The 17,039-nt window shown below is 65.5% G+C and carries 16 protein-coding genes; 9 read left to right on the top strand and 7 right to left on the bottom strand.

Annotation, left to right across the window (positions count from 1 at the left end):
- Nucleotides 1–520: 520 nt before the first annotated feature.
- From CAL19_RS17970 to clsB, 5 genes are all read left to right on the top strand, one after another.
- Nucleotides 521–832: an FmdB family zinc ribbon protein gene (locus CAL19_RS17970; protein ID WP_026640783.1), complete on the top strand. Its 312-nt coding sequence runs from the start codon at nt 521–523 to the stop codon at nt 830–832.
- A 17-nt stretch (nt 833–849) separates the two neighbouring features.
- The gene (locus CAL19_RS17965) at nt 850–1,491 is read left to right on the top strand and encodes a DUF502 domain-containing protein (RefSeq protein WP_026640782.1); all 642 of its coding nucleotides are present in this window, start codon (nt 850–852) and stop codon (nt 1,489–1,491) included.
- A 39-nt stretch (nt 1,492–1,530) separates the two neighbouring features.
- On the top strand, nt 1,531–3,318 hold the full coding sequence (gene aspS / locus CAL19_RS17960) for an aspartate--tRNA ligase (protein WP_094797584.1): 1,788 nt from the start codon (nt 1,531–1,533) through the stop codon (nt 3,316–3,318).
- A 109-nt stretch (nt 3,319–3,427) separates the two neighbouring features.
- Nucleotides 3,428–4,288: an endonuclease/exonuclease/phosphatase family protein gene (locus CAL19_RS17955; RefSeq protein ID WP_026640780.1), complete on the top strand. Its 861-nt coding sequence runs from the start codon at nt 3,428–3,430 to the stop codon at nt 4,286–4,288.
- A complete protein-coding gene (gene clsB, locus CAL19_RS17950) occupies nt 4,285–5,496 on the top strand; it encodes a cardiolipin synthase ClsB (protein WP_094797583.1) in 1,212 nt (403 codons plus the stop codon). Before CAL19_RS17955 ends, clsB begins: the two co-directional genes overlap by 4 nt.
- Before the next feature lie 18 nt (nt 5,497–5,514).
- Here clsB and CAL19_RS17945 read toward each other — a convergent pair whose 3' ends face one another.
- From CAL19_RS17945 to CAL19_RS17920, 6 genes are all read right to left on the bottom strand, one after another.
- Nucleotides 5,515–5,829 carry a hypothetical protein gene (locus CAL19_RS17945; protein WP_094797582.1) on the bottom strand — a complete coding sequence of 105 codons (315 nt, stop codon included), beginning with the start codon at nt 5,827–5,829 and terminating at the stop codon, nt 5,515–5,517.
- 13 nt (nt 5,830–5,842) lie between these two features.
- A complete protein-coding gene (locus tag CAL19_RS17940; RefSeq protein ID WP_026640777.1) occupies nt 5,843–6,241 on the bottom strand; it encodes a hypothetical protein in 399 nt (132 codons plus the stop codon).
- 15 nt (nt 6,242–6,256) lie between these two features.
- On the bottom strand, nt 6,257–7,504 hold the full coding sequence (locus CAL19_RS17935; RefSeq protein ID WP_094797581.1) for a DUF308 domain-containing protein: 1,248 nt from the start codon (nt 7,502–7,504) through the stop codon (nt 6,257–6,259).
- A gap of 191 nt (nt 7,505–7,695) precedes the next feature.
- Nucleotides 7,696–8,583 (bottom strand): DMT family transporter, encoded by an 888-nt coding sequence (locus CAL19_RS17930; protein WP_094797580.1) that lies wholly within the window; start codon nt 8,581–8,583, stop codon nt 7,696–7,698.
- A gap of 15 nt (nt 8,584–8,598) precedes the next feature.
- A complete protein-coding gene (locus CAL19_RS17925; RefSeq protein ID WP_094797729.1) occupies nt 8,599–10,038 on the bottom strand; it encodes an MFS transporter in 1,440 nt (479 codons plus the stop codon).
- A 37-nt stretch (nt 10,039–10,075) separates the two neighbouring features.
- Nucleotides 10,076–10,642: an SRPBCC family protein gene (locus tag CAL19_RS17920; RefSeq protein ID WP_094797579.1), complete on the bottom strand. Its 567-nt coding sequence runs from the start codon at nt 10,640–10,642 to the stop codon at nt 10,076–10,078.
- A gap of 213 nt (nt 10,643–10,855) precedes the next feature.
- On the opposite strand from CAL19_RS17920, the gene CAL19_RS17915 reads away from it, so the two are divergent.
- Nucleotides 10,856–12,124: an O-antigen ligase family protein gene (locus tag CAL19_RS17915; RefSeq protein WP_141214398.1), complete on the top strand. Its 1,269-nt coding sequence runs from the start codon at nt 10,856–10,858 to the stop codon at nt 12,122–12,124.
- 12 nt (nt 12,125–12,136) lie between these two features.
- Here the strand turns inward: CAL19_RS17915 and CAL19_RS17910 are convergent, their stop codons facing one another.
- Nucleotides 12,137–13,039 (bottom strand): NAD-dependent epimerase/dehydratase family protein, encoded by a 903-nt coding sequence (locus CAL19_RS17910; RefSeq protein WP_026640772.1) that lies wholly within the window; start codon nt 13,037–13,039, stop codon nt 12,137–12,139.
- Between the two features lie 89 nt (nt 13,040–13,128).
- Between CAL19_RS17910 and CAL19_RS17905 the strand changes: the two genes are divergently transcribed.
- From CAL19_RS17905 to CAL19_RS17895, 3 genes are read left to right on the top strand one after another with little or no spacing between them, the layout of a single operon-like run.
- A complete protein-coding gene (locus CAL19_RS17905; RefSeq protein ID WP_094797576.1) occupies nt 13,129–14,769 on the top strand; it encodes a cytidylyltransferase domain-containing protein in 1,641 nt (546 codons plus the stop codon).
- A gap of 9 nt (nt 14,770–14,778) precedes the next feature.
- Entirely contained in the window at nt 14,779–15,846 is a 1,068-nt protein-coding gene (locus tag CAL19_RS17900) for an N-acetylneuraminate synthase family protein (RefSeq protein ID WP_094797575.1), read from the top strand.
- A gap of 1 nt (nt 15,847) precedes the next feature.
- Nucleotides 15,848–16,996: a polysaccharide pyruvyl transferase family protein gene (locus CAL19_RS17895; protein ID WP_094797574.1), complete on the top strand. Its 1,149-nt coding sequence runs from the start codon at nt 15,848–15,850 to the stop codon at nt 16,994–16,996.
- Nucleotides 16,997–17,039 lie beyond the last annotated feature (43 nt).

Below are 17,039 nucleotides of genomic sequence, written 5' to 3'. Positions count from 1 at the left end.
AGACACCGACCCAGGCTCGCCGCGGAAGTCACATGCGGCATCGGCCGCCCCGGCATTGGGTGTCTGACACCAAAGGTGTCAGACACCAACCCAGGCCCGCCGCGGGAGCCACATGCGGCATCGGCCGCCCCGGCATTGGGTGTCTGACACCAAAGGTGTCAGACACCAACCCAGGCCCGCCGCGGGAGCCACATGCGGCATCGGCCGCCCCGGCATTGGGTGTCTGACACCTTTGGTGTCAGACACCGCCTTGTTGTAGAGATGCCGTCCCGAGGGGACTGGGCGTCAGACCGACAGCAGGCGCCGGATCAAGGCTATGCCGGACGCCGGCATCCCGCCCTAATGAGGCCTGCAGCCACCCAGCCCCCGCCTATGCGGCGCCGGCTGCGGCCTTTTTGGCAAAAACCGCTAAAATTCAACACTTTCCCGTATTGATCCGGCGCCGCCTGGTCACTGTCCGCCTGTCGCGGGCCGTGAAACGGCGGTTTTTGATGCGCCGGTTTGCCTGGAAATCCCTGTCATGCCTATCTACGCTTACAAGTGCAGCGCCTGCGGCCACGCCCAGGACGTGCTGCAGAAGATCTCCGATGCGCCGCTTTCGGCCTGCCCCGAGTGCGGCCAGGCCACGTTCGCCAAGCAAGTCACGGCCGCCGGCTTCCAATTGAAGGGCTCGGGCTGGTATGTCACCGACTTCCGCAACGGGCCGGGTGGCGCCAAAGCGGGCGCCGACTCCGCGGCCAAGAGCGACTCTGCGGCCAAGACCGATTCTCCGGCCAAGAGCGACTCTGCGGCCCCCGCCGCCGCCCCTGCCGCTCCTGCCGCCGCGACCTGAGCACCCGCCGGCATACCATGCGCGCTTTCAAGAAGCACTTCATCACCGGGCTGCTGGTCTGGATTCCACTGGCCATCACCCTGTGGGTCCTGGGTCTGCTCGTGGCAACCCTCGAAGGCTTCGTGCCAGGCTTCTTGTCGGCGCAATCGCTGTTCGGCATTGATATTCCCGGCTTCCGCTTCGCGCTGGTCATCGCCGTCGTGCTGCTGACCGGCGTGTTCGCCGCCAACCTGCTGGGCCGCACCCTGCTCGAGCAATGGGAAGCACTGCTCGGCCGGATTCCGCTGGTGCGTTCCATCTACAATTCGGTAAAGCAAGTCAGCGATACGGTGCTCGCGCCCAACGGCCAGGCGTTTCGCCAGGCCGTGCTGGTGCAGTATCCGCGCGCCGGCTGCTGGACCATCGCATTCCTGACGGGCGCGCCCGGCGGCGAGATCGCCGGCCACCTGGCCGGTGAGCATGTAAGCGTCTATGTTCCCACCACGCCGAATCCCACGTCGGGGTTCTTCCTGATGATGCCCCGCGACCAGGTGGTCGCGCTGCAGATGAGCGTGGACGCGGCCCTGAAGTACATCGTTTCCATGGGCGTCGTGGCGCCGCCGGCTGTCCCGGCCGCGGCCGCCGCCCCCATCCCGATGGCCCCGGCCGTCGATTCTTGAATTTTTACGCTGACCACAGCACCTAGGAGTCATCCCGCAATGCGTACCTGCTACACCGGCGAGGTTTGTCGCGACCATCTCGGCCAGACCGTTACCCTGTATGGCTGGGTGAACCGCCGCCGTGACCACGGCGGGGTCATCTTCATCGACCTGCGCGATCGCGCCGGGCTGGCGCAGATCGTGTTCGATCCCGACAACGAAGCCTTCGCCACCGCCGAGCGTCTGCGCAACGAATTCTGCGTGCGCGTCACCGGCCTGGTGCGCCTGCGCCCCGAAGGCACGGCCAACCCGGAACTGGCTTCGGGCGAAATCGAAGTGCTGTGCAAGGACGTCGAGATTCTCAACGCGTCGATCACGCCGCCCTTCCAGCTTGACGATGACAACCTGTCCGAGACCACTCGCCTGACGCATCGCGTGCTGGACCTGCGCCGTCCCCAGATGCAGCGCAACCTGATGCTGCGCTACCGCGTGTCGATCGAAGTGCGCAAGTTCCTTGACCAGCTGGGCTTTATCGACATCGAAACGCCCATGCTGACCAAGAGCACGCCCGAAGGTGCGCGCGACTACCTGGTGCCGTCACGTGTCAACGCCGGCCATTTCTTCGCGTTGCCGCAGTCGCCGCAGCTGTTCAAGCAGATGCTGATGGTGTCGGGCTTCGACCGCTACTACCAGATCACCAAGTGCTTCCGCGACGAAGACCTGCGCGCCGACCGCCAGCCTGAATTCACCCAGATCGATTGCGAAACCTCGTTCCTGGACGAGTTCGAAATCCGCCAGATCTTCGAAGACATGGTGCGTCACGTCTTCAAGACGGTGCAGGGCGTCGAGCTGCCCGCTCCGTTCCCGCAGATGACCTGGACCGAAGCCATGCAGCGCTACGGTTCCGACAAGCCTGACCTGCGCGTGAACCTTGAGTTCACCGACGTGACCGACATCATGCGCGACGTCGACTTCAAGGTGTTCGCGGCAGCGGCCACCGCCGCGGGCAGCCGTGTCGTAGCCTTGCGCGTGCCCGGCGGCGCCGAGCTGTCGCGCAGCGAGATCGATGCATACACGCAGTTCGTGGGCATCTATGGCGCCAAGGGCCTGGCCTACATCAAGGTCAATGACGCCGACAAGGGCCGTGATGGCCTGCAGTCGCCCATCGTGAAGAACCTGCACGACGCCGCGCTGGGCGAACTCATCAAGCGCAGCGGCGCGCAAAGCGGCGACATCATCTTCTTCGGCGCCGACCGCGCCAAAGTGGTCAACGATGCCATCGGCGCGCTGCGCGTCAAGATCGGCCACAGCGAGTTCGGCAAAAAGGCCGGCCTGGTGTCGGGCGACTGGAAGCCGCTGTGGGTGGTGGACTTTCCCATGTTCGAATACGACGAAGAAGAAGGCCGCTACACCGCCGCGCACCATCCGTTCACCAGCCCCAAGGACGGCCACGAAGACTTCCTGGAAACCGATCCCAGCAAGGCGATTGCCAAGGCCTACGACATGGTGCTCAACGGCTGGGAAATCGGCGGCGGTTCGGTGCGCATCCACCGCGAAGACGTACAGAGCAAGGTGTTCCGCGCACTGAAGATCGGCGCCGAAGAAGCGCGCGAGAAGTTCGGCTTCCTGCTCGACGCGTTGCGCTACGGCGCGCCTCCGCACGGCGGCATCGCGTTCGGCCTGGATCGCATCGTCACCATGATGACGGGCGCCGAATCGATACGCGACGTTATCGCTTTCCCCAAGACGCAGCGCGCACAGTGCCTGCTTACCCAGGCGCCGTCCGAGGTCGACGAGAAACAACTGCGCGAACTGCACATCCGCCTGCGCAATGTCGAAGTGAAATGAAGTAATCTGCGGGCATACGGAGCCGCCGCCTGGCGGCTTGCACCCGCCACCCGGGGGGCCCGCGCGGCGACGCGCGGGGCTTCCACAACGAAGGGGCGTCATTCGGTTCATGTCGCTTATCCGCGTCGTCAGCTACAACATCCACAAGGGAAGGTCTTCCCTGGGCACGCGCGAATCCCTGAACGATTTGCGCCTGGGGCTGTACAACCTGCGTCCCGACCTGGTGTTCCTGCAAGAGGTTCAGGGCCGCAACAACCATATCTCGCTGCTGGATGCCCAGCACGAATCGCTGGCCGCGGCCTTGCGCCTGGACGTGGCCTACGGCTGCAATGCCATCCGCAACCGGTCCGAGCACGGCAACGCCCTGTTGTCGCGCTACGCCATCCTCGAACACGAAAACCAGGACATCTCCGACCATCGGCTGGAACAGCGCGGGCTGCTGCACGCGCGCGTCGAGGTCGACGGCCGCAACCTGCATTGCTTTGTCGTGCACCTGGGCTTGTTCGCCGGCAGCCGTACGCGCCAGATCCAGGCGCTGACCGACCGGATCAGCCGGCTGGTGCCCGAGGGCGATCCCATCCTCGTGGCCGGCGATTTCAACGACTGGGGCGACCGCCTGGCGCCCTTGTTCGTGCAGCAGCTGGGCCTGTACGAAGTCTTTTCTCATGCGCCGCGCACCCACGGCGGCGAGCTGCCGCGCCTGCGCGATTCGGTGCGGCGGCTGGGCAACGTGCTGCGTGGCGTGCCGAATGATGTGGCCGTGCTCGAACGCAGCAACCAGCTGGGCATGGGGGGCGCCTATTGCCCGCTGCCGCCGCCGCGCACCTTTCCGGCCGTGTTTCCGTGGTTCAGGCTCGACCGCATCTACCAGCGCGGCTTCGCAGTGCGCAGCGCCCGGGTGCTGCGCGGGCGCGAATGGGCGCGGCTGTCCGACCATGCGCCCCTGCTGGCGGAGCTTGAATTGCCGTGAAGGGCGACATCGTCAGGCTGGACTGGACCGACGACAACGCCATCGATCTCTTGCAAAATGGCGCCGATTTTTTTCCGGCGCTATGCCAGGCCATCGACGCCGCGCAAACAAGCGTCCATCTGGAAACCTATATCTTCGTTCTCGACCGTACCGGCGAGAAAGTGCTGCAATGCCTGGAAAGGGCCGCGCGGCGGGGCGTGAAAGTGCGCCTGGTGCTCGACGGTTTCGGCAGCGCCGACGTGGCGGAAGCTGTCACCGCGCGCATGACCGATGCGGGCGGCTACTGCCGCATCTATCGCCCCGAGCCGCCGTGGTATCGCAGGCTGGTGCCGTCGCGCAGCCGCCTGCGGCGCCTGCATCGCAAAGTGGCGGCCATCGATGGCGAGACGGTCTTCATCGGCGGCATCAACATCGTCGACGACTACGATGATCTCGACCCCGCCGACAATATTGCCGGCGCGCGCTTTGATTTTGCGGTGCGCGTGCGCGGGCCGCTGGTGGCCTATGCCGTGCACGCGCAGGAACTCCTGTGGGTGCGCCTGAACTGGGCCCGCCTGCGGCGTCACCCGCGCGAATGGCCGCGCCTGCGCCTGGCCTTGCCGCACACCCCGGCCGCTGCGGGTGCCGGCCGGCGGCGCGCCGCGCTGGTGTTGCGCGACAACCTGCGGTTTCGCCAGACCTTCGAGCGCGCGTATCTGTATGGCATCCAGCATGCGCGCCGCGACATCCTGATCGCCAACGCTTACTTCTTTCCCGGCCGCCAGTTTCGCAAGGCGCTGCTGCGCGCGGCCGCGCGCGGCGTGCGGGTGCGGCTGCTGCTGCAGGGCAAGGTCGAATACCACATGCAGTACCACGCCACCCGTTCGCTGTACGACCAGCTGCTGCGCGGCGGCGTCGAGATCTATGAATACATGCCGGGTTACCTGCACGCCAAGGTCGCGGTCATCGACAACATGGCCATGGTGGGGTCGTCCAATCTGGATCCGTTCAGCCTGCTGCTGGCCCGCGAAGCGAACGTGGTGGTAGACGACCAGCCCTTCGCATGGGAATTGCAGCATCGCCTGGAAAGCGCCATTACCAGCGGCGGCCGCTTTGTACGGCCGCTGGACTACCGGCGGCGCGGCTGGCTGCGGCGCGGCATCGATGCGGCGGCCTATACGCTCTTGCGCATCGGCGTGGCATTGACGGGGCGTTCGGGGGAATACTGAACGGGACGCGACGGCGCGTCAGCGCCGCGTGTTGCCCGGTTGGCAAAGCCCGTCCAGCACACGCCGTATCACGGCTGCCGCAGCCGCGGGCTGCTGCTTATCCGGTACCGTGAATCGAATTTCTTCGAGCTGGTTCTCGGCTTCGAACAGCAAGGCGCGCAGCCCGCTTTCCTCTAGCGCCACGATGGTCTGTTCGGACTGGCGCAGTGCGGCCTGTGTCTGCGCGATGTCGGCGCGCTGTGCCAGAAAGTCGATGCATGCCTGTCGCGCATCCTGGACGGCCTCGGGGTGCAGCCAGTTCGACGCAGGACGCGAGCCTGTTAAGTCATGCATGTCATCCCGCCTGCTACGCGGGCTTGGCCCAATCCCATCCCGGCGACGCCGCGCAGCGCCGGACGAACTCGGCGCCCGGTTCCAGGATCCCGAAATCGTTGTCGACAATAACGTCGTCGCGGTTGGCGATGTCGCGCAGCACGCGTTTCAGTCTTTCGATGTTCTTGAAGTGCACCAGGTAAAAGCGGGGCGTGCCGGGCAGCTTTTCCAGGGCAGCCAGCTCTTCTGGCGTTTCGTAGTAGTCGCCTATCGAGTCATCGCGGGCGATCTCGATAAAGTTGTCGATGTTGTCGTCTTGCAAGACAAGACGTTGCTCATCCTGGTCGATGAACGAAGAAACATCGCGCGGCAGCGCCTGCTGCATTGCTTCGAGACCGTATGTCGCCGTGGTGATCAATGCGATATCCCGCATCTGGTGCCTCTGTCATTACTTGCCAATCAACTTCATCAGATCGTCGACGTTATCGACGATGGTGATGTTGTTCTGTTGCGCGCTATGGAGAATCGACGGCTTGAACGACCGATTCATGCCTGCCAGTTTATTCGCGTCAAAGCCGATGACGGGCAGATCAGTCAATTGCTGGCTGGTCTGGATCTGTTTCACGATACCATTGCCGCCGCCGGTCTTCACCTGGATGACATGGGTGTTCGTCACGATGTCGAAGTCGGTATAGGGCGAGCCATCGGGCCGCATGATATTGATTTCTGCCTGCCGGACCGTGCCGGGGGCCCGGCTTTCGATCTGGTTGATCAGTGTGTCCACGCCCGGATCGCTGGTATGAAAGACGCGCGGCGCCTGCGGGCTTTGGGGCGCGGCGCCCGCCTGTGGCGCCGCTTCCCGCACTTGCCGGGGCGTCTGCGGCGTGGGTTCGGCCGGCTGCGGCGTTGAGCGGCCCACCGGCCGTGGCGCCAGGCGCGTCGCGCCGCGCGTCAGCAGCGCGATAAGCGCGCCCACCCCTATCGTCATGGCGCCATTGGCGAATTCTCGCGCCGCCTGATCCAGTTCGGCCCTGCTGGACGCGTTCTTGGTCAGGGTGAAGAACTGCACCAGATGCTTGATGCCGTCGAAGATCGCCCAGCCCGCCAGGGCAAAGCCGATGGCCAGCAGCGCGGCGTCGGCCAGGAAACCCACGCCCACGGCGTGCGAGCCTGCCCAGACCACCAGCACGCCCACGATGATCGCCAGATTGGTGCCGCTGAGCGCCTGCTCCAATTCGGTGGCCAGCGCGGGCGGCATATGCGGGGGAACACGTTCGAGCACATAGACGAAACGCTCGGCCAGCGACCACTGCGTTACCGGCCCGGCCGGGTTGCCCGTGAACGCCGCGGGCTGCACGTTGCCGTGACCGTCCTGGCCAGAGGTATCGGGCAAAGATACCGCCACGATCTGGCCAAAGCGCATCAGCGCCACCATCTGTTCGGCGGTCTGTTCGGGCGAGTAGTGGCCCCCCACCGAACCGGTGCACACAAGCCGGCGGTACAGGGCCGCCAGCTTGGCCAACGAAGAATCGTCGCGCAGATGCGGGTACAGCACCGTGCGCAGGCGGGCGGGATCGCGAATGATCAGCGACTGCGAAACCCCCTGGAATACCGTCCAGGGGCCGATGAGCAGGAGCTCGCCGCCCGCGCGCAGCGCGGCGACGTCTCCGGACCTTTCAAGAGATCTGACGTCCATGGGGCATGTCGTTGTGCGGTGCAAGCCGGTACAGCGCTGGCCCGGCGGGCGGGCGCTCCTGCAGGCGGCTTGGCCAATTCGCCACAGGGCAGCGAAATCCTAGCAATGTTTCGCTGGCACCAGCCGGAACGACAAGCTTTGTCGCGTCTGTTTCAAACTGATAAGTATTGGCGAGCCGCAAACGCCTGTCGTCAGGCTTTGGGCATTGCGGCGCCGGGCAGCCGCACCAGCCCCAGCGCCAGGGCAGTGCCTGCCAGGATCACGGCGGCGCCCGCCAGGATCTGCGGGGTAACCGTTTCATCCAGGAACCACATCCCCCACAGCACGCCGAATACGGGCACCAGAAAGGTGACGCTGACGGCGGCGGTGGGCCCCACGTTGGCGATCAGCCTGAAGAACACGATGTACGCCGCGCCGGTGCACGCCAGGGCGAGCGCGATGGTGGCCATCCAGGCCTGGCCCGACACGGGCTGCGCGGGCCACGTGGCAATGGCAAGCGGCGCCAGCACCAGCGACGCCGCAATCATGCTGCCCGTGGCGTTGGAAAGGGCATCGACGTCGCCCAGATAGCGCTTGGCCCAGTTGGCCGCAATGCCGTAGAAGAAGGGAGCCGACACGGCGGCCAGCACGGCGGGGCCCTGGCCACCCGCGCCAAAATCGAGCTTGTCCCACACGAGCACCACAATGCCGAGCACGGCAATGGCCAGGCCGGCCATGCGCGATGGCGCCAGCCGGTCTTTCAGCCACAGCCAGCCGATCACCGCGCCCCATACCGGCGTCACGGCGTTGGCCACCGACATGAAGCCCGCGCCCAGCGATTGGGCCGCGTAGGCGTACAGCAGAAAAGGCACGGCGGAATTCAGCGCGCCCACCACCAGGATAGCCTTCCAGCGGCGCGCGATCAGCGGCAGCTTGCCGCGCAGCGCGGCAAGCGGCAGCAGGGAAAGCGCGGCCAGCCCCACGCGCAGTTCCATCAGCGGCCCCGGGCCGAATTCGGGCACCGCCAAGCGCATGAAGAGAAACGACCCGCCCCAAACCGCAGCCAGAAGCAGCAAGTCTCGCAGGTCGCGATAGCGCATGGCAGTGATGTCCGGTCAGGAATGGCGCGGCGCCGTGGCCCGCTTGAGCACGTTCTTCATCTTGACGCGATGCGCCAGGACTGCGCTGGCCAATGCCAGCACGGCGCAGATGATCAGGCCGGCGCGCACGCCGTCCAGCACCGACGTATGGCCGATGATGATGCCCACCATCGCGGTGCCGGCGGCGCTGCCGATGGCCCGTGTGGTCTGCACCAGCGCCGACGCCACCCCCACGTCGCGCCGCTCGCTCAGCATCTGCATGAACAGGGTCAGGTTGGGCAGCATGAATCCCAGCGCGCACCCGTTGACGAAGAACGCAGCAAGAATCCAGGCGACAGGTGTGTCCGGCCTGAATACGAACACCATCATCGAACCCACGGCGAGCAGGCAGCCGCCAAACACCATCAGCCGCTGCGGCTCGCTTTGCTTGGGAAACAACAGCCCGTTGATGATGCTGCCCACCGGGATGGCCGCCACCAGTGGCGTCAGCAGCAGGCCGGCCTGGCTGGGGGTATAGCCCATTTCGGCCTGCAGCAGCAGCGGGGTATAGAAAATCAGCACGAACATGACCGCGCCCACGGCCACCGCGGCAAGATTGAGCAGCTGCGATTCCCGGCGGGCGATGACGCGCAGCGGGAAGATCGGCGATGCCACGCGCCGTTCGTACGGCAGCAGCAACGCGATGGCGGCCAGGCCGGCCAGCATCAGCGCCAGGGCCACCATGGGCAGCCCGTCCCCGGGGGCAAACGCCAGTTCCATGGCGGCCAGCGGCGCACTGACCGCCACGACCAGCAACACGCTGCCCAGCCAGTCGATGCGGGGCTTGGCCGCGCCTGCGTGCGGGCGTATGCGCGGGAAATAGCGCGCCAGCAGCAACAGCGCGGCCACCGCGGCAACCGGCGCAATGAAAAACGCCGCGCGCCATCCCAGCGCCTGCGTGACCGCGCCGCCCAGCAACGGGCCCACGCCGCTTGCCATGGCGAACGCGGCCGAAACCAGCGCCAGCCATCGCACCCTTTCTTTGGCGTCGGGAAACAGGTCGGCGGGCGCGGCAAATGCCGTGGCGATCATCATGCCGCCGCCTATGCCCTGCAACGTGCGAAAGGCAATGAGCTGAGGCATGGACTGCGACAGGCCGCAGGCGATGGAGCCCAGCGCAATAATGGACACTGACAGCAGCATCAAGGGCTTGCGCCCGTACAGGTCGCCCAGGCGACCGAAAATCATGATGGACGCCGCCGTGGCCAGCAGGTAGCCGGTGCCCACCCACGCATACAGCGCCATGCCGTCCAGGGCTTCGGCCACCCGGGGCAAGGTCGTGCTGACAATGGTGGAATCGAACGCCGCCAGCACTACCGTGGCGGCCACGCCGAGCATGGCCTTGAGCAGATCGCGACGGGAGCGTAAGGGGGAACCGGGCGGAGGAACGGGTGCTGGCGCGGCAGGCGTCGTCATGACGCCAAGCATATCACTGCCGGCTTAGGGATTTCACCTATTTGTAGAAGGCGTGGTAGCCCAGTATGACCAGCACCACCGCCGCCACGGCCAGCCACGACCAGCGCGAAGCCGCCAGGCCGCGCTCGGGCTCTTCGGGTTCGGGGGGAGGCGCGGCGCGCGGCACCTTGGCCATGTGCTCGATGAACGCGCCGAAGAATTTGTTCACCAGCTTGCCGCCCGCGTTCATCAGGATGGGCTCGCCCACCTGGGCCAGCGACCCGCCCGCCATGGCCGCCACGGTATAAGCCAGGCGCGTGCCGTCGTCTTTGGGGGAAAGGGTGATTTGCGCGGTGCCGATCGCCAGGCTTGCGGCCGTGCTCTTGGCATCGAAGGCCACTGCGCAGCCGTGCGGGGGGTTGAGTTCGGACAGGAGCACATCGCATTCATAGTGCGATTCCTGGCCGGCCACCCTGGCGTGCAACGACAACGCGTATTCCGTGGCCGTGCGTTTTTCTACCCGGACGCAACCCGGCAGGCACTTCTGCAGCACTTCCGGATCCATGAGGGCATCCCACGTTTGGTGTGGGGTGGAGGGTATCCATTGGGCATCCGCAATGCGCATGGCGGTCTCCTGGGGTGCTTTGGTTCCATTGTGGCCCTGCAAGACGCAGTTGTCACGCCGACGGGCAGATTGCGCCAAGCGACCAGCCTGCACAACGATTTTCATTTAATAATTTGATGTATCGTAATATCACAATTCGATACGGTTAAAATCTAGTTGGTTAATCAATTTGCACGGCGGCTCTAACGCGCAGCCTGCGCACGGAGTTTTTTGGTGTTCTTACGTATAAGCTGGGCCGCGTTGCTGCCTGTGTTGGTGGCGGTCTCGCCGCCGTTGTTGATGACCGTGTCCAGCGCGGCCAGCGTCATCTTCTACGTGCTGGTCCTGGCATTTGCCATCGGCCTGGGGGGCCTGGCCTGTCGGCCGTCGCTGCGTCTGCCCGGATTCTGGGACACCTGGAAGCCGCTGGGCGTCGGCATGGTCATGGTCGTGGCGTCGGTGCTGGCCAGCCAGCTGTATCACGGGCAATTCAGCGGCGCGGGGCTTGAGCGCGCGATCCGCGCCGCGGCCATCCTGCCCGTTACGTGGGTGCTGCTGTATGCAAGGCCCGCGTGGCTGCGCCAGATTCAATGGGGCATCCTGGCCGGGGCCCTCACTGCGGCGTGGCTGCTGCTGTTTCCGCAGCAGGTGGCCGGGTCGCGTCCCTATACAGCGGGCTATACCCCCTATAACAGCGTCACGTTCGGCAACCTGACGCTGTTGTTCTCCGTCATGGCATGGCTGTCGATAGGCTGGCGCCTGACGCGCTGGCATCGCACCGAGATCGCGGTAAAGCTATTGGCCGGCGGCCTGGGGTTCGCCGGTTTCATCGCTTCGGAAACGCGCTCGGGATGGCTGGCCATCCCGGTGTTCCTGCTGATCGGCGTGTGCGCCTACAACCGCGTGCCCTGGTCGCGCCGGCTGGCCGCCGTGGGCGCCGCCGTGGCGATAGGCTGCGGGGTCATCGCGGCCAACGATGCGCTCAACGACCGCGTCGAGGCGGGCGTGAAGCAGTGGAAGGAATGCCAGGTGCACGAGCTGAGCGACACGTCGGTGTGTGTGCGCCTGCAGCTGGCGCGCGCCGCGCTCGAAATGTGGAAGGCCAGCCCCGTGTTCGGGGTAGGCGAAAAAGGTTTCGACCCCACCCTCGAAGCCCTGCAGAAGCGCGGCATCGTATCGGCCGATGTGGCCCGCACCTACGGCGAAACCCACAACGACATGCTTTACGTGCTGGCGCAGTACGGCGCCCTGGGTCTGCTGGGCGGGCTGCTGGTGATCTACCTGCTGCCGGCCTGGTACTTCGCCCGCCGCATCGGCGACGGCGACCGCGCCATCCGTACGGCCGCCGCCATGGGGCTGTGCATCTGTCTGGGCTTTGCCATATTCGGCCTGACGGAACTGATGTTCCGCGGCATGCGCACGGTGGCCTTCTATTCGATCTGGGTGGGGGCGATGCTGGCGTTGACGTATCCGCGCCGCGACCGCGCCACGCAGTCTGCCTGAAACGTGCGGATGTCAGGCCAGGCTGGCGCGCAGCGCCGTTTCCGGATCAACGGGGGGCGTCCAGCCCAGTGCGGCATGCGCATGGGACCAGTCGACCAGCAGGGGCCGGGTGAGGCTGTCCATTTCGCGGCGCAGGCCGGCCAGCCTTGCGGCGGCCCGCAGCCACGCGGCTGGCACCGGGAACAAGCGCGCCGGCCGGCGCGATTCCTGCGCCATGGCGCGCAGCAGCTGCGGCACGGTGTAGTCCGAGCCGTCGCCCGCCAGGAAAAGGCCGTGGCCGGCAGGGTGTGCCGCCACGTGCAGCAGCAGGTCTGCCAGGTTTGCAACATAGATAAACGAACGCGGCGCATCCAATGCGCCGAACGGCAGGGGCGCGCCGGTTTGCAGCAGCTTGCGCAGCCGCGCGAAATTGCCCGGGCAAGCCGGCCCGTACACCATCGGCGGCCGCACAATCGCCAGTTGCGTGGGCGCGTCTTCATATTGCTGCTGCAGCGCTTCGTCGCCCCGGGCCTTGGAACGGGCATAGGGCGTGTCCGGCGCAAGGGGGGCCGCCTCGTTGAGCGGTTCGTCCCGCGTATTGCCATACACGCCTATCGAACTGACATGCACGAAGCGCCGCACGCCCGCCTGGCGGGCCTGGTCAGCCAGGCGCCGCGGCAATTGGTGGTTGGCCTCGTCGAAGGCGTCGTGGCCCGCGCCGGTGTCCGTCGTATGGGCCCGGCCGGCCAGATTGATCAGGGCGTCGGCGCCGTGAAACGCCGCCGGCAGCGGGGCATCGTAAGAAAGCGCCGTGACATCGCCGGGCAGGCCGGCGCGCTGGCGTGTATAAACGGCCAAATCATGGCCGCGTTCGCGGGCTTGCCGCAACAGGTGGCGGCCGATATAGCCGGTTGCGCCGGTAATGATGAATCGCACTGGTCCTCCAGGCGGGGCGGCACACTGCACAACATACAATATAGTGCGGCGTCGCACCGTGGCGTCGGGCCTTATACATATCCATACACATGTCTGTTCTCGTAGTGATCCCCGCCCGTGGCGGATCCAAAGGCATCCCCCGCAAGAGCATACGGCCCGTCGCAGGCAAGCCCATGATCAGTTACGCCATCCGGGCCGCCCTGGCTGCGCAAGGCGTGGATCGCGTGGCGGTGTCTACCGACGATGAAGAAATTGCGCTGCTGTCGCAGCGCTTTGGCGCCGAAGTCCTGATGCGCGATGCGAGCCTGGCCGCCGACCAGGTGACGCTGGATCCGGTGGTGGTCAGCGCCGCCGCGCAGGCCGAACGCCGCTACGGCCAGCAGTACGACATCGTGATCACCGTGCAACCGACGTCGCCGCTGGTGCAGGCCACCGATATCGAGCGTGCGCTTGCGCTGTTTTCGGCGCACCCCGATGCCGACACGGTGCTGTCGGTAGTCGATGACCGCCATTTGCGCTGGACCCTGCGCGACGGCCAGCCGGTGCCCGACTATGCCGCGCGCGTCAACCGGCAGCAACTGCCGCCCAGTTTTCGCGAAACAGGGGCCATCATCGCCTGTCGACGTGGGCAGTTGCAGGCCGGCACCCGGATCGGCGCGCGCATTCAGCTGCTGGAAATGCCGGCCGAGCGCAGCTTCGACATCGACAGCGTGGCCGACCTGTTCCTGTGTGAAAGCCTGCTGGCGCGCAAGCGAATCGTATTCGCCGTGGTGGGATACCCTGCCGTCGGCCTCGGGCACGCGTACCGCGCAGCGATGCTGGCCCACGAGATGGTGCGTCACGAATTGCACTTTGTTTGCGACGCCGGCAGCGAACTCGCCGCCGATTATCTGCGGCAGTTCAATTACGCCGTCACGATCGCGCCTGCGGGCGGTTTGCTCGACACCATTGCTGGCCTGCAGCCGCATCTGGTGGTCAACGATATCCTGGATACCGAAGCGGACTACATCGACGGGCTGCACGCGCTGGGCTGCAAGGTCGTCAATTTCGAAGACCTGGGCCCCGGCCATGAGCGTGCCGACCTGGTATTCAACGCCTTGTATCCCGGGCGGTCGTCGCTGCCGCAGGTACGCTGCGGCGCCGAATATTTCTGCCTGCGCGATGAGTTCCTGTACGCGCCGCACATGCCCGTGCACGACAACGTCGCCCGGGTACTGGTGACCTTTGGCGGGGTGGACGAAGGCAACCTGACGGCGCGTGTGCTCGACCTGGTTGCGCCCGTGTGCCAGGCGCGCGGCATCGCGCTCGACGTGGTGCTGGGCCCGGGCTACGCCCACCAGGACGACCTGCGCGCCGTGCTGGCGCGGCATGTCGACGCCCGGATCGCGGTTACGCAGTCCACCAAGCGGATCTCCGACCACATGGCGCGTGCCGATGTCGCCATTACGTCTGGCGGGCGCACCGTATTTGAACTGGCATCGCTGGGTGTGCCCACATTGGTGGTGTGCCAGAACCGGCGCGAAACGACCCACACCTTTGCCGGCTCCGAGCACGGCGTGATGAACCTGGGTTTTCGTGGCGACGTGACCGACGCGCAGCTTTCGCAGGCGTTCGCCACGTTGCTGGCCGATGCGGCATTGCGCCGCGACATGCGCGCGCGCATGCAGGCGCTTGACCTCAGCCAGGGCAAGGCGCGTGTCATCAACCAGATGCTGGCCTTGCTCGATTAGGAAACCGTCATGTCCAAAGATTATTTTTCGATCAACGGCCGCGCCATTCGCGACGGGCTGAACCCATACATCATTGCCGAGATCGGCGTGAACCACGGCGGCGACATGGAACTGGCCAAGCGGCTGGTGCGCGAAGCCAAGCAAGGCGGCGCCCACGCGGTGAAGTTCCAGTCGTACAAGGCCGAGACCATTGCGTCGCGCCACAGCCCGGCTTACTGGGACACGTCGAAAGAAGCCACGCCCAGCCAATACCAGTTGTTCAAGAAGTACGACCGCTTCGGCGCGGCGGAATACGAAGCGCTGGCGCGATTCTGTGCCGAGGTCGGCATTGATTTCTCGTCCACGCCGTTCGACATGGGCGCGGTGGATTTCCTGAATCCGCTGGTGCCGTTCTTCAAGATCGCTTCGGCCGACATCACCAACGTGCCCCTGCTGCGCAAAGTGGCGGGCACCGGCAAGCCGGTCATTCTTTCGACAGGCGCGTCCACTTTGCCGGAAGTCGCCCATGCCGTCGAGACCTTGCAGGCCGCGGGAGCAACCGAACTGGCGCTGCTGCACTGCGTGCTGAACTATCCGACGCCGCGCGAAAACGCGCAACTCAATGGAATCGCATTGTTGCGCCGCGCGTTCCCCGGAGTGGCCATCGGCTATTCCGACCATGTCGTGCCGGATGCCACCATCAGTGCGCTCGAGGCCGCCACGCTGCTGGGCGCCTGCATCCTAGAGAAGCACTTCACGCACGACAAGACGCTGCCCGGCAACGATCACTACCACGCCATGGACTGCAACGATCTGGCGCGGTTCAATGAAAAGCTGGCGGTGTACCGCGAGCTGGTCGGCGAAGGCCGCACGCTGGACCACGAAGCACCCGCGCGCCTGCACGCGCGGCGCAGCATCGTTGCCGCGCGCGACATCAAGGCCGGCGAAACGCTGACTGAAGACATGCTGATCGCCAAGCGGCCGGGCCACGGCATCAGCCCGGTGCACTGGGACGACATCATCGGGCGGCAGGCAACCTGCGATATTGCGGAAGACGCCCTGCTGGCGTGGCATATGGTTGGCGAGGCAGGCGCCTAGCATGGGTCCGAACCGCTACGTCCTGCTGACCGGCAGCCGCAACAATGCCGGCGATTTCCTGATCAAGCATCGGGCCATGGCGTTGCTGCGCGCCTTGCGGCCCGACCGGGAACTGATCGACCGCAATGCCTGGGAACCCATCGCCGACGACGAGCTGGACGAGATCAACTCGGCCAAGGCCATTATTCTGCTGGGTGGCCCGTCATTCCAGTCGGGGATGTACCCCGGAATCTATGCGCTGACGTCCGATCTGCGCCGCCTGCAAGCGCCCATTATCGCCATGGGAGTGGGCTGGAAGTCGCCCCTGGGCGAATGGCAGGACACACACCGCTACCCGCTTTCCGCGCAGACCCGCCAGCTGCTGGATCGCGTACGCGACAGCGGCTACTTGTCCAGCGTGCGCGACTATCACACGCTGAACGCGGCGGCCGCGGCAGGCTACGACAACTTTCTCATGACCGGCTGCCCCGCGTATTACAGCCTGCCGCATTTGAATACGCCGGTACAGTTCAACGCCACGCCGCGCAAAGTGGCTTTTTCCACAGGCGTGGCCATGGCCGTTTCGCCAGGCATGGCTGCCCAAACGCGCGAGATCATCACGTCTCTTGCCGAGCGCTATGGCAACGATGTGCTGGAAGTCGCATTCCATCACTCGCTATCGGACCATTACGTGTCCGCCTACGGGCGCGCTTCGCCGCTTTTCGATGCGCAGCAGCGGATGGCGTCGTGGCTCGAAAGCCAGCGGATCCGCTATCAAGACATTTCGGGTAGCGCAGAAAAGCTCATCGCGTATTACGGCGATTGCGACCTGCATGTGGGATTCCGTGTCCACGCCCATATTTTCATGAGCAGCGTGTCGCGGCCCTCGGTGCTATTGAGCGAAGATGGTCGCGGCAAGGCTACCCGGCTGGTGGCGGGCGGCGTGGTGCTTGATGCCTATCTGGGCCATCGCCGCTCGGTGCAAGACCGGGTTCTGCGCAAACTGCGGCTGTCCCGGCAAGGGTCGTACATCCCCGCGCCCGGCCTGGCGCAAGATATCGTGCGAGTGTGCGACTACGAGCTACGGGAAGGCGTGCGCTTCAGCAGTGTGCGCGCGAATATCGACAGGCACTATCCCGTCATGCAACGCTTCGTGGCGCAATTGCCCTGATGATGGCTCGACCGTATCCGCATCCTGATCTGTTGCCGGCCCG

Source organism: Bordetella genomosp. 7, from assembly GCF_002261265.1.
Classification (GTDB): Bacteria; Pseudomonadota; Gammaproteobacteria; order Burkholderiales; family Burkholderiaceae_B; genus Bordetella_A.
The sequence above is the reverse complement of the archived record's forward strand: the minus strand, read 5'-3'. Positions and strand labels throughout refer to the sequence as shown.